The sequence below is a fragment of the Fibrobacter sp. UWB12 genome, assembly GCF_900142485.1.
GTDB lineage: Bacteria > Fibrobacterota > Fibrobacteria > Fibrobacterales > Fibrobacteraceae > Fibrobacter.
Map to the genome: position 1 here is coordinate 1 of NZ_FRAZ01000009.1, position 13,276 is coordinate 13,276.

12 protein-coding genes, 1 other RNA gene and 1 pseudogene are annotated in these 13,276 nt (G+C 45.9%); 6 read left to right on the forward strand and 8 right to left on the reverse strand.

All coding sequences use genetic code 11. The features are described from left to right. A pseudogene (locus BUA34_RS13180) lies at window positions 1-587 on the reverse strand (hypothetical protein); the annotation flags it as partial. Window positions 588-636: 49 nt separating this feature from the next. Beyond that, window positions 637-2,010 carry an SUMF1/EgtB/PvdO family nonheme iron enzyme gene (locus tag BUA34_RS13185; RefSeq protein ID WP_072830363.1) on the reverse strand — a complete coding sequence of 458 codons (1,374 nt, stop codon included), beginning with the start codon at window positions 2,008-2,010 and terminating at the stop codon, window positions 637-639. Between the two features lie 409 nt (window positions 2,011-2,419). On the opposite strand from BUA34_RS13185, the gene ssrA reads away from it, so the two are divergent. Both ssrA and BUA34_RS13195 read left to right on the forward strand, forming a co-directional pair. Next, window positions 2,420-2,780, forward strand: a transfer-messenger RNA (tmRNA) gene (gene ssrA / locus BUA34_RS13190). A gap of 188 nt (window positions 2,781-2,968) precedes the next feature. Beyond that, window positions 2,969-3,382 (forward strand): hypothetical protein, encoded by a 414-nt coding sequence (locus tag BUA34_RS13195; RefSeq protein ID WP_072830365.1) that lies wholly within the window; start codon window positions 2,969-2,971, stop codon window positions 3,380-3,382. Here BUA34_RS13195 and BUA34_RS15790 read toward each other — a convergent pair. From BUA34_RS15790 to ilvB, 6 genes are all read right to left on the reverse strand, one after another. Further along, window positions 3,379-4,110 carry a hypothetical protein gene (locus BUA34_RS15790; protein ID WP_139255951.1) on the reverse strand — a complete coding sequence of 244 codons (732 nt, stop codon included), beginning with the start codon at window positions 4,108-4,110 and terminating at the stop codon, window positions 3,379-3,381. The two genes, BUA34_RS13195 and BUA34_RS15790, sit on opposite strands and share 4 nt — an antisense overlap. 148 nt (window positions 4,111-4,258) lie before the next feature. Beyond that, window positions 4,259-5,347 (reverse strand): radical SAM protein, encoded by a 1,089-nt coding sequence (locus tag BUA34_RS13205; RefSeq protein ID WP_072830369.1) that lies wholly within the window; start codon window positions 5,345-5,347, stop codon window positions 4,259-4,261. After that, the gene (locus BUA34_RS13210; RefSeq protein ID WP_072830372.1) at window positions 5,344-5,982 is read right to left on the reverse strand and encodes a hypothetical protein; all 639 of its coding nucleotides are present in this window, start codon (window positions 5,980-5,982) and stop codon (window positions 5,344-5,346) included. Before BUA34_RS13210 ends, BUA34_RS13205 begins: the two co-directional genes overlap by 4 nt. Before the next feature lie 24 nt (window positions 5,983-6,006). After that, window positions 6,007-6,564: a hypothetical protein gene (locus tag BUA34_RS13215; protein ID WP_072830374.1), complete on the reverse strand. Its 558-nt coding sequence runs from the start codon at window positions 6,562-6,564 to the stop codon at window positions 6,007-6,009. Between the two features lie 230 nt (window positions 6,565-6,794). Further along, window positions 6,795-7,289: an acetolactate synthase small subunit gene (gene ilvN / locus BUA34_RS13220; RefSeq protein WP_014547307.1), complete on the reverse strand. Its 495-nt coding sequence runs from the start codon at window positions 7,287-7,289 to the stop codon at window positions 6,795-6,797. Window positions 7,290-7,304: 15 nt separating this feature from the next. After that, window positions 7,305-9,023, reverse strand: a complete 1,719-nt coding sequence (ilvB, locus tag BUA34_RS13225; protein WP_072830376.1) for a biosynthetic-type acetolactate synthase large subunit — start codon at window positions 9,021-9,023, stop codon at window positions 7,305-7,307. Between the two features lie 456 nt (window positions 9,024-9,479). Here ilvB and BUA34_RS13230 point away from each other — a divergent pair, with 456 nt between their 5' ends. From BUA34_RS13230 to BUA34_RS13245, 4 genes are all read left to right on the forward strand, one after another. Further along, window positions 9,480-9,881 carry a hypothetical protein gene (locus BUA34_RS13230; RefSeq protein WP_072830378.1) on the forward strand — a complete coding sequence of 134 codons (402 nt, stop codon included), beginning with the start codon at window positions 9,480-9,482 and terminating at the stop codon, window positions 9,879-9,881. Between the two features lie 3 nt (window positions 9,882-9,884). Next, window positions 9,885-11,303, forward strand: coding sequence for an MBOAT family O-acyltransferase (locus tag BUA34_RS13235; RefSeq protein ID WP_072830380.1), 1,419 nt, complete (start codon window positions 9,885-9,887; stop codon window positions 11,301-11,303). 201 nt (window positions 11,304-11,504) lie between these two features. After that, window positions 11,505-12,743, forward strand: a complete 1,239-nt coding sequence (locus BUA34_RS13240) for a hypothetical protein (protein WP_072830382.1) — start codon at window positions 11,505-11,507, stop codon at window positions 12,741-12,743. Then, complete coding sequence (locus tag BUA34_RS13245) at window positions 12,743-13,243, forward strand: hypothetical protein (RefSeq protein ID WP_072830384.1); 501 nt, start codon at window positions 12,743-12,745, stop codon at window positions 13,241-13,243. The genes BUA34_RS13240 and BUA34_RS13245 overlap by 1 nt, the downstream gene beginning before the upstream one ends. Window positions 13,244-13,276 lie beyond the last annotated feature (33 nt).

Consider the following 13,276-nt stretch of genomic DNA (forward strand, 5'->3'; position numbering starts at 1 on the left):
TTTTCTATAGGCATGCCCCAAAATTGATTCAATCCATACACATTAAAACCTAATAGCACTTCTTCGTTCTTGAATTCGAGATATTTCATACCGATGGCAAGATTGATTTTGTAGGAATATACGTCGTTATAGAAGTTGATGTAGTAAGGCATGTATTCTTTATAGAAATGCACCCTAAGCGTTTCAACACCAATAAGCGTCGGTGCTTGGAAAGCTAGGCACGAATCGCTAGATATAATCGCTTTTAAGGATGTTTCCCATGCGACAACAGGCTCGTCAACACAAATTTTAACGATTTCGTTTTTTTCTACTTCGAGCCAGTTTTCTTTGTCCAAAGTATCGCGGCTTACATTAAATGTTCTTTGAATTTTATCTTCTGGAATCTTTTCTAGATTCTTTCTCGGCTTGACGCCTTCAACCGGCTTTTTGACCAAAATCGAACCACGAAATCTATTTGCAAGCTCAACAAACTTTGAATACTCCAAGCTATCCTTATACGCACCGCGGCTTTCTCCATGCTTGTCGTAATAGAATTGAGCATTCGCAAGTGCAAAGCACATCGTTAGGAGTAACAAAAATATTTTCATACAATTGAATATACAAAAAGAGAACTGGAATAGCTTGGTCCTTCATTTGTCATTTAGATTTTACTTCTGTCCATTTGGCGTTGTTGCCGATGTTGCGGATTAGGCGGAAACCGCCGGAGTAACCATTATAATAGTCAATGGCTGAATAACTGTAGCTGATTTTTTTCCAATCGCTTAAAAGTCCACCACCTTTTAAACAGGAAGGACAGTCCTCATCATAGCACTTGAAAGATTCTTTTTCTTGGCTAAAAGGGATTAAGGTATAAATTAGATCTACCATAGGTCTTGGCCAATTGTGCTCTTCTAAAAGGACATGTTCTTCTACTAAACCTAACATGTCGTATAAACCATATTCATTAGGTTGTAGCTGGCCTACAGGTTCTGATTTGACTTCATCCTTATATTTGGCAAATCTTGCATATTTTGAAACGTCTTTAATTTTAGCGGAATTATTGCACCAAGGCGTCATAGCCTCTTTTTCTCCGCCGCGAGCAAGCATCACCCATTCGTCATAAAATGGGAGCCGATATCCGTCAGATGTTGAATCGGTAGTTACAAGAATTGTTGAATCTTCATGATTTGTGAAATCGCGTTGAGCTATAACATATTGATGTGTCGGTTCCTCGTATCCTGTGAATTTATAAAAAATTTCAATGTATTGGTATCTCGGTTTGACTGTAATGTCTTTACGCTGTTTGTGATAAGGCGTAATGATATGTATGTGCTTTTCTTTAGTTGCTGAGAAACGATAATATGGCTTCAATCCTTCTCGAATGCTGCGCGCATTGGCGTACTTCATTGCCATATACAAAGAAATCATATTTGCAGCAGAGTCATGGGTGTCGCATTTTCCGTTACGCGTGCTATACTTTTTTCTTTCAGACCATTCCTTTTCGATCTGATAATCCTTGGGATTTAGGGGAATCTCATCCCACATTAACTGTGTGATTTCACAATTGGTTACTGGATATTCATCTACCAGATAAGTTCCTGAAACGGACACGATTTTCTCTTTTCGAGGTCGCATTTGACGAAGGTCATTGCCATATAAAGCTTCTTCTTTTTTGAAATCAAGATACTTCATGCCGACCGCTAAATTGAGTTTATAGGCGTTGTCTGAGTCGAAGAATTTCACATTGATAGGGGATACTCCGATAAGTATTGGAATTTGAACTTTTAAACACGATTCACTGAGAATTTTAGTATCTAGCGAGGTTTCCCATGTGCGGACCTTTGAGTCGAAACAAATTTTGACGTTCTCGTTCTTTTCGACTTCTAGCCACGTCTCTGCACTTAAAGAATCTCGGTGCAAATCTATTGATCGTTGAACTATGCTCAAGTTGTCATCCGAACATGCGGTATAAAGAATCGCAACCGCAAACAGAACTGCACAAACAAAAACTAAAAGCAAAGTCTTTTTCATTTTACACCTTATTCCATACAACGGAATATACAAAATAATGCAAAATCCACTTGTTCAAAAATACCTCGTTTTCTATCTAAAAATTTTTACACTGAAGTTGCTGATACATCTAATAGGATGGATTAGAGGTCGTTTAAACGCATGCGTTCTCAATGGCCTAAATGCTCGCTAGCTCGCTTTTCGTCGATAGGCCTGTCTCGACCGAATTGGTTACTTTACAAATTTCTTCGAACTTTATATATTTGGAGCACTAAAGCACTGGTATGTGCTCTGGTTTGCTTCGAATAACGCTGTTCGCGTTATTCTCACCCTACGGGCTTTTCGAGCTTGCGCTCTCAAAGGCTTAAACGCTCCTTAAGGTCGCGTTTAATCGACGGGTCTCAACCAGAGCACCCCCGGTGCAGGCACCGGGGGTGCTCTGGTTTCGACAGGGTTACCGAAGTGTTAGTTGCAAGTCGAGGTCTCAGACGAGGGCAACTCGTTAAAAAGTCTGAAAAAAAATAAGTGCTGACGAAAACTACGCACTCGCTGCCTAATTAACGGCAACGCCGGGCCTCATCCCGCTCCCATCGGGGTGTACGTCCGGACGCAATATGGGATAGGGAAGTGTCATGCTTGGGGGCATTTCCCGAGATTTACTAGGCTGGTCAAACTCCGCGCCGACCTTCTTGGGCGTGGATAAGACGAGATCTTAAATTCGAAGGGAACACTTGTAGGAACGTACATGGACGTGATTTTGGACAGGGGTTCGACTCCCCTCACCTCCAGAAAAGAAAAGGGCTCTCCATGAGAGCCCTTTTCTTTTCTGTTTTATAAGAACCGCTCGGCTCTTGTGCAATTGGAAAAATCCATCTTCGCCTCGCTTTCGCGAACACGACCCGTTAATACGGGTCGCTTATCGCTCACAGAAGTAAATTTCAAAAAATCTTTCTAAATTAAATTCAAAAGGAGGTTGGATATGGATTGTCGAATCTTAGTTCGTTTCTTTGGAATCCAACAGGATTTAGAAGCCTTGTGGGATGCTTTCATGGAACATTTTCCGGAAGCGGAGCTTCCTAGCGTGGATTCCGGCGAATGGTATTCTGTCGAAGATTTCATGACGGACGAGTACGAGTGCCGTTTTGAAGAATTGCCCGAATCAGAACTGCTTGCGATTGACGGTACGTTCATCGTGGAAAACGAACCTCCAGAGGATGTCTTGACCGAAATTTTAGAACGCTTCGAACGCGTGTATGCCGTGTTTAAATGGTCTACGATGGATGTTGGGGTAGGCTGCGGCACTAGCGAAGGCTGGGGCGAATTTAACGCCGACCGTGCTGATGACGGTTCTGACGAAGCAAACGAAATTTCCGAAGCAGTTCTAGGATTTTAGAACATCCAGCCGATAGCAATGATGGATTCGAGAACCGTCTTTTCTAAAAGATGAGTGCCTGAATTGTTGTTATCCACGTAAATCTCGTAAGTAGTATGATGTACGTTGGTACCCTTTTGGAATTTGGGAGATTTCACGAATGTTCCCAAGTTTAGTTCCGTTGTGAGGATAAATCTCTCATAGCATAAGTTGAAACCGAAACCGGCAGTTAAATAAAGCGCTAATTCTTTTTCTTTTAAATGCATTCCGTTGGAGACGGAATTGGAGTCGCGATGAATGTCAATGTTGTAAAGTGTCGGAACGGCTTGGAGATGAATAAAACCTTCTGCTTGGCTTTGGCTTTTTTTGTGGTTGTTCCCTAAGGCGTCTACGTATTGATAAGTTCCCATGTTGCGACGTGCCCAATACCATTTCACGGTTAGGGGAACTGTGAAAATGTCCATGGTTCCTTCTGTATCAGTGTGTTTTTTGATGTCTGTCTTATTGTATCCGATATATCCGAATCGTAGTCTAGCACTCCAAAAATCGCTGAACAAATATTCGTAACCCAAAGAAAAACTCAAGCTCTGCGCTGTCAAAAAGAGTGATATTCGATGATAATTATTTGGAACTGCGCTCAATCCTACTAAGTCAACAGTATCTTCAGGTGCGGCTGAGGCATCTGTTCCGTTTGGTATGGCGCAGAAAGCCGAAATACATAGCAATAAAATCAAAGACCAGGTTTTCATTGGTCACAAATATAACAACTGGTATTTGTTTTATTTACTTCTAGTATTTCTTTTTGATAAAATGTATTTTGGGGTGAATTTTAGGGAAAAATAAGCGCTGAAATGCATACTTAGGTGTAAAATTGGGGCTCATGAGCCCGGCTTCCTCCTAAGCAATTTTTTCTAACAACGTATCACATATTTCTGCGAGCATTCTTTCGTGCGTGCAGACTTCGGGCGACACTCCTTCTATTGTCCCCGTTGTGTAATAGCTTGTGCAGGCGCATTCATGCGCGCAACAGCGGTAGCGGATATCGCATCCTTCACATTCTTTTTTGTCGTTGTCTAAGAAGTTCCGGATTTCTTCGCAGGCGGCTTCATTAAAACCTGTGAAAACGTTCCCCTGCACATAGTTGGTGTTTGGGTTTGATGTGATGAACCGTGTGCAAGGGAACATATTTCCGTTTGTCGCGACACCGATGGCTCCATTGTACACATGGCACGAATAAAGTCTGTATCGCGAATTGATAAGTGCAATTTTTATTTTGTCGTGTATTGTGCCGAGGAAAAATTTGTCGCCTTTTTCACGGCATGTTCTCCAATAGTCCGCCATTTTCTGGTATTGCAAAGCGAGTTTGTCAAAATCTTCGCCAGTCCATTTTCCATCGAAATCAACGCTTGTAGTAAGGCTTTGGAATCCTTGCTCGTGTAGCCACTTGACGCTTTCGAAAAGTGTGTTGACGTGCGCTCGCGTGACTGTGCTTAATGCGACAACGCCGAGTTTTGCAAATCGAGGAATGTGCTTTTCTATTGCTTTGAAACTTCCTGTATTGTTGACTGTGCGGCGTGCAATATCGTGGTGGTGTTCCGGTCCGTCTAGCGAAAGAAAAATGCGAAAATGTTCTTTTTCACAAAAATCGAAAAATTCATCGTCGAACAGCGTGCCGTTCGTGTTGACCGCAAATTGCAATTTAAAATTGCGTGCGATTCTGCCGTTGTCCATTGCATCATCGACAATTGCCTTAGCGAATTCGACACCTTTGTAAATGGCGTCCCTGCGTAAAAGTGGTTCGCCACCGAAAAACGTGATGTTGAAATACGACTGCTTAAAGAAAATCGTGCGTTCCAGTCCGATGCGGATAGCCTGTTCGAGTGTCGCATCGTCCATGACCGTCTTGCGGTCCGCTTGCGATTCCTTGTAATAGCAGTAGATACAACGTAAATTACATTGTTCTGTAAGGCAAAGGACTAAATTCATGCTTGAACGTCGTCCTGCTCGAATGTCGTCACCATGCTTTCTATAAGGCAACCTGGATTGTTTGGGTCTTCGCAGAGGTGGATGCGGGGGCTGAGCGTGTCTATGACAGGTATAATCCGTGGATCTGGGATATCGGCTTCGCTGCTACTAGACTTTTCCTCGGACGAGCTTGATGGCGTTTCGCTTGAGGAAGATTCTTCGTACGGTGGGAGAACGCCAGCTTCTATAATAGGCTCGTAAGACGAACTGCTTGGTTTTTCGACGAAAGAACTGCTGAGACGTTCAGGGGATGAAGGTGAGGAAATATGAGGTACTCCCGAGGAAATCGGGGTATCTATTGAAGAACTGCTCGGTTGTTTTGCGGATGAAAGTGCTTCGATGGCTTCGCTGCTGAGGCGCTCTCCGCTAGAAGAAATGTCAGTATAGCTTGAACTGCTGAATTGTTCTCCGCATGCGACTTCACCGCATGTCGGTTCTGGTTCTTGCGTTTTATTGGCGCTGCCTGTTGCAGAAATGCTGTCGTCGCAGGCGGTCGTTCCGAAGGATGCTGCAATTCCAAGGGCCGTTGCGACGGCACTTTTGGCAAAATTGCTCAATTTTGAGCTCTTGACGACTTTTTTCTTCTCGATTTTCATGGTTACTCTTGGCAATAGCGATTTTTAAACGTTGTCGAACATCTCGTATGTCGAAACCATGCTCACTAGCGGAAAATCATCGTCGTCATGGCACATAATGACGTTGACGCCCATGGAATCAATTTTGTTGCAATCTCTTGGCCATGGTGGGACGACTTCTGTGGAACTGCTGGATTCTTCTTTGACACTCGATGAACTGCGGGGCTTTTCGACAAATGTGCTGCTAGAACTTTCGGATGCGCTGCTGACGATTTCTTCTGACGAACTGCTTTGAATTGGCACAACAGAAGAACTGCTCGGCGTTTGTACAGCCGAAGAAGATAGCACTTCGATGGCTTCGCTGCTAAGGCGTTCGTGGCTCAGTGGAATATCGGCTACTGAGGAACTGGACTGTATTTCCGGAGTTTGGGAGGCGTCGCTGCTATTCGGCTCGTTTGCTGGGCCCATAACTTGACCACTTTCGGCATCGCTTAAACATCCGCTCATAAAAACGGTGGACATGCCAAGCACTGAGGCAACACCAACCTTAGTGGCACTAGACAGACGTGAATTCCCGGTAACCTTCTTCTTTTCGATTTTCATAATTTTTCCTCCTTACTTGTTTATTACCGTATGCTAATATAGTTTGTTTTGGAATATAAAGCGTAATTTTTGGCTTTTTTTGTGATTGCCGCTGAACGTTTTTGTTGCATCCGTTGCATATAGAGGGGGCAAAAAGAAAAAACGCCCGGTTTCCCGAGCGTCTTTTGTAATTAAGTTCTCTTAACTAGTAACTATTAACTAATAACTAGTAACTGCGACGAAGTCGCGAACTACGTTTTATCTTCACCGCGGAGCATGATGACCTTGCCCGTGCGGATGTATTCCACGATTTCGAACTTCTGCAACAAGCTCTTGAGGGTATCGACCTTCTGGCTGTTGCCCGTAATCTGGATAATCATGGACGTCATCGTCATATCCACCGTGTTGGCGTGGAAATGGTCGCAAAGCTGCAAGATTTCGGTGCGCTGTTCTGCAGTGCAACGAACCTTGATGAGGGCGAGTTCCTTTTCCACTGCGTCCGTACCGGTATGGTCCTTTGCCTGAACCACGTCCACGAGCTTTTCGAGCTGCTTGATGATCTGCATCAAGATCTCGGGATTGCCGTGAGCGATGATGTTCATGCGGCTGAAGTTCGGGTCGAGCGTGGGGGAGACGACGAGAGAATCGATGTTGTAGCCACGGCGGGAGAACACGAGTGCAATACGCACGAGCACGCCCGGGCGGTTTGCCACTAACAAGCTAATAGAATGTGCAATATCTTTCATTTTCTAATTCTCCTATTACGTCGATCCGGTGGGTTTTTCGAGCTGCGTCTTCGGCTGTTCAGTGATCATGCTTGTGATCGGGGCGCCTGCCGGAATCATCGGGAACACGTTGTCTTCCTTTTCGCATTCGCAGTGGATGAGAATCGGGCCGTCGTTGTAGTCCAAAGCCTTCTGGATCACGCGTTCAGCATCGGCCGGGCGCTTGATGCGGAGACCCGGGATGCCGTAAGCTTCGGCGAGCTTCACGAAGTCCGGGTTGCCTCTCATGTCAACGCTGGAATAGCGGTGGTCATAGAAGAGTTCCTGCCACTGGCGCACCATGCCGAGGTACTTGTTATCCATCACGAAAATCTTGATGGGGAGCTTGTGGATGGCTGCCGTTGCAAGTTCTGCTTCGGTCATCTGGAAACCTCCGTCACCGCTGAAGCTGCAAACCGGCCAACCGGTTTCGTTGCCGAATGCAGCACCGATAGCAGCCGGGAAGCCAAAGCCCATCGTGCCTGCGCCACCGCTGGAGTGGAGCTGACGCGGATAGTTGATGTGGAAGAACTGTGCGACCCACATCTGGTGCTGGCCCACGTCTGTAGTAACAATGGCCTTGCCCTGCGTAAGTTCGCTCACGGTAGCAACGATGTGCTGCATGCGGAGGCCGCCCTGCTTGGCGTAGGTAAGCGGGTAGCGCTTCTTCCAGGTCTGGCAAGTCTTGATCCAGTCGGCGGTATCGAGCTTGTTCACCATCGGGAGGAGCTGTTCCAAGACGAGCTTGGCGTCACCGCACATGAACACATCCGGCTGCAACACCTTGCCTTCTTCGGCTGGGTCGATGTCGATGTGCATCTTCACGGCGTTCTTGCAGAATTCGCTGAGCTTACCGGTAATGCGGTCGTCCCAGCGGCTACCGATCGAAAGGATCAAGTCGCATTCGAGGACAGCCTTGTTGGCGTAAATTGTACCGTGCATGCCGAGCATGCCGAGAGAAAGTTCGTGGTCGGTCGGGAATGCACCGAGGCCGAGCATTGTGCAGGTCACCGGAGCGCCGAGCTTTTCGGCAAGTTCCTTCACCTGGCGGTGTGCGCCAGAAATCATGGCACCGTGGCCCACGAGCAAAAGCGGCTTCTTGGAATTCTTGAGGTATTCAGCGGCCTTTTCGACGCTTTCAGTAGAAGCGTAGGTCGGAATCTTGTATCCCGGAAGGTCCATCTGGTCTGTGAACGGAGCGGTGCAGGGGCCTGCAGTCACGTCCTTCGGGAGGTCGATAAGCACCGGGCCCGGACGGCCAGAACGTGCGATGTGGAATGCTTCCTTCATCACGCGCGGGAGGTCGTTCGTGTCCTTCACCAAGTAAGAATGCTTCACGGTTGCAAAAGTCATACCGCTAGTATCGCATTCCTGGAAGGCGTCCTTGCCCAAGTTCGGAGTCGTCGTCTGTGCAGTAAGCACGACGATCGGGCTAGAATCCATGAGTGCTGTATAAATACCTGTAAACGTGTTCGTTGCACCCGGACCGCTAGTGACAAGAGCTACGCCGACCTTACCGGTCTGGCGGGCATAACCGTCAGCCATGTGGGTTGCGCCCTGTTCATGACGGCTGAGCACAACTTTGATGCTGGAGTCGAGGATGGCATCGAACATCGGAATGGCCGATCCACCGGGATAGCCGAAAATAGTATCAACGCCTTCACGCTTGAGGCATTCGATAATCACTTCGGCACCACTTAAGGTCTTATTTGCCATAATTTATCCTGTCTTTTAAAGAATAGATGAAAATTTAGATAGGTTGAAATATAGGAGTAATTTTTGAGGGTGGCAAGAGGTAAAGATCGACTTTTATGAAAATTTTTGAAATTTTTAGTGAAAATTTTAATTTTTTGAAGCCTAAAAATGTAAAAATTGATGATTTTTGTTAAAAGTTTGAATTTGATGAATTGTGGTAAAGTAAAAATTGAAGATTTTTGAGCTAAAATTGAATTTTATAAGACTGGGTGTCGAATAATTTTGATGATTTTGTGATAAATGCTTGATTTAAAAATAAAAAGAAGATGCCGGAACAAGTTCGGCGTGACAGGCTGGGGTGCTCGATGATTACCCCATAACTCAATCCTTGCGCCTATCTACGAACCATTGACTAATGACTATTGTCCTACAACACACAATTACATTTTTCTTCGCAAAATTTACTAATTTAAAAATATGCTTAAGAAAATCATACTTTCTCTGTTCCTTGCGGCCGCTTTTGTGTTTGCCGCCGACCCGATCACCATTGAAGGGCGTTTGACCGAAATTCCGGGCAAAATGCCGAGCAATGACCTGTACAGCTATGTCTATGTATTTAAGTACAAGGTTGCAAAGGTTGTTTCGGGCAAGCTCGATGCCAAGGAAGTTCTCGTGGGCGTTTATAACCCGCTCATCGCACGCGGCAAGGTCAAGGACAAGATGGCCGACAAGTCCAAAGGTAACGTTGGCGAATTCAAGGCCAAGTCCAAGTACACACTCAAACTCATCCCGCTCGAAGGCAACTGGGATGGCGCTGTTGAAGATGAATACTTTGACGACGAATCACCGCGCTACTTGGCTATTGAAGTGAACGAGTAATTAATGGTTTTCTCTTCCCAGATTTTCCTTTTCTATTTCTTGCCGACGTTCTTGGTCGGCTACTTTGTTCTCTTCAAGCTCGGGGCCAAGCACTCGTTCTTGAACTTGTTCATTACAATTTTCAGCTACGTTTTTTACGGTTGGCTGGAACCGTGGCTTGTGTTCCTCATGTTCGGCTGTACGCTCGTGGTGTATGTGGCGGGGCGTTTTATTTCGGCTCCGGGTGCATCTAAGTTGCAGCGGAACGTGGCGCTCGGAATTGCAATTGCTGTAAATTTGGGTGCGCTTGGCTTCTTCAAGTATTATATGTTCGGCATGGGAATTGTAAATGATTTTGCGACCATGCTTGGCTTTGAGCCGTTCTCGATCATGACCGTGCTTTTGCCGGTGGGTATTTCGTTCTACTCGTTCCAGTCGATGAGCTATGCTATTGACGTGTGGCGCGGTACGGCTCCTCCGGTCAAGAACTTTGCGACATTCGCGTGTTACGTAGCGCTTTTCCCGCAGCTTGTTGCGGGCCCGATTGTGCGTTACAATACGGTTGCCGAAGAACTTGAAACTCGTACGCATACGCTCGAAAACTTTGTTCGCGGTATTGCGTTTTTCTGTTTCGGCTTTGTCGAAAAGATTTTCCTTGCAAATCAGGTGGGCATTATCGCAGACCGCGTTTTTGCGGCGGATGCTCCGGGCGTCATCAATAGCTGGTGGGGCTCGCTTGCTTACATGTTCCAGATTTATTTTGACTTCTCGGCATACTCGAATATGGCGATTGGTCTTGGCCTTATGCTCGGGTTCCATTTCCCGCGTAACTTCAACGGCCCGTACCGCTCTGTTAGCATTACGGACTTCTGGAAGCGCTGGCACATTTCCCTCACGAGCTGGTTCCGCGATTACCTGTACATCCCGCTGGGTGGTAACCGCGTGCCGACGGGTCGCATGTACTTCAACCTTTTCCTCGTGATGTTTGTGAGTGGTGTTTGGCATGGTGCGAACTGGACGTTCGTGTGCTGGGGCCTTTACCACGCCTTCTTCATGATTGTCGAACGTGCAAACAACAAGAATGCCTGGTACTACAAGGCTCCTCGCGTGGTGCAAATCCTTTTGACGCAGGTGATTGTGCTCTTTGGCTGGGTGCTGTTCCGTGCGGATTCTATTGGCGATGCTGTCCGCATGTGGAAGAATATGCTTGGGCTTGGCGCAACGGCTGCTTCCGACGTGATTTTGTCTGCTGAAATTTTTACGCCGACGTGCATTGTGTTCATGTTGCTGGCGGGTCTGCTTTCGTTCTGGAAGTTCCGCAGTTACGACTGGTGTATTGACGTTTCGTTCAAAAAGTCGCTCATTGCACTTGGTTTATTTATTTTGGCAACGCTTGCGCTCTTTACCCAGAGCTACAACCCGTTCCTTTATTTCCAATTTTGATTTAGACGACAAATGCGTAAGGCGAATGATGCAGATTTGCTTGCAAGTCTATTTCTGAGCCTAGCATTTGGTACTTGTACAAAGAACGCCGCAAGCGGCTACAGACTAGAGACGAAAGATTATAGTTTGGCGGCGTAGCCGCGATTATTTATCTCTAGTCTCTCGTCTAACCTTCATAAATCCTTTACTATATTATTATCCATGAAAAAAGGTTTAAATAAGTTATTCTTTTTGCTTGCGTTAGCTGCGGGTGTTGCTTATGCGGATCCGATTCCTACAGAGGCTCTTACGCAGGGGGGCCTTGTCATGCGCGACCGTCAGCTCCGAGATATTGGTCTTGTGATGCGTGGTGGGCGAGGCGGTTTTTTTGATATCGGTTATACTTTCACGCCGTCGTCAGAACAGTTACAGTTGAAAAGTAAGTATGGTGTTCATGATGGTTTTGCGTTTAGGCACCATTATGGCATTTTTGGTAGCTGGGTGCTGGATTCCGTTTCGCATTTGGGCTTCCTTACTTGGTATGACCGCGCTGGTTGGGATTCTCAGGACTTTTTCTTTTTCCCGCATTATGGAAAGTTTGCCCATATTTCGTCGGCGTTTACATGGGGCTTTTCTTATACGAATACGAAATATGATGTTACGGCTGCGCTTGGCTTGCAGCACCAGAATTTGGAATTGGCGAGTAAGAGGGTTTACCCGAACGAAAGCGATTCACTGTTGTTCTATTGGGGACATGCTCGTTACAAGAACATAAGTATTCAAGGAAGTTTTTACCGTAATTCATTCCAGACGCTTCGCCTTTCGTTGGATTTGGAATCTCGTGAACTTTACGGTGGTGTCGGGAGCGGATACAAAACGTATTTGCCGAACTTGAGTGCTACGATTTATCGTCGTAAGAATAATGGCGATGATGATAACTTTGTTCGTTTGAATTTAGAACAAAATCTTTATGAGCAACAGCTTTATGCAGATGTGTCGTATGATTTTCCGAAGGGCGGTTTTCATTCAGCTATTTTGAAATATTATCCGGCAAATTTTTCTCGATTGATTGGATTTGAAGCGTCGTGTTTGCGTCGTAATGAAATTGGCGGCTCTAGGGAATTGCTTTGGGGGGGCGCTATTGACTTTATCATTCTCCGCTTGGGGTACAATTCGGCCTTTGATTATGACAACATGTTCGGGGCAAAAGGAACCTTCATCGCAGAAATCCATATAGATGTGGGTTCTATTGGAAGCAATAGGTTTGGTCGAGGCGCTGCAAAGGCTGCTCCCATGGAAACAACCCAGAAGAGCAGAGACCCGAATAAAGGCTTAAATTACCGCTCGGAATTGCGGAATATTGGAACTCCGACCGTTGATGCTCAGGGAAACAAGGTTATTGAAGCGAAGGGAATTCGCTACGAAAAGGTCGATGGTTCTGCAACACAGGGAGGCAACTAATGAAATATTTGCGCATGTTCCTTTGTTTGGTAGCATTGTCGCTCACCGCTTGCATGAGCCATGTGTTTACGGATACGACAACGAGACTCCAGGTCGAAAACAAGACCGATGTCACGATTCTTGGAGTCGATATTATTTCTGAAGATGGAAAGTCTGTGTATACTTGGATTCGCGATGCTGTTGAACCGGGCGAAAAGAGCCGCGTCGTCGAAGAAGATTGGGTCGGGACGTTTAAGGTGAGAGTTCGCTTTGACAAGTGGAATGGTAAGTTGCTTGCAAGTGTAGGTAAGGTTTGTGCAACTTATAGCACTCCCGTTAGAGTGTATGCTTTAGCCAAACAAGGCGAACCGAACGTATTTGATATAGATGATAATGGTTGCAGTCAGGAAGGGCATGTTCATATGGTATATTCTGAAACAACCCTGGACTTTGAAGGCGGCAGCCTGCACCTCATTGTATCTCAAGACGAAGACGGAAACGTGGCTTTTAAGTTGAAGTAGGGCCTACCGCCTACTTCCTACTTTTTTACTACA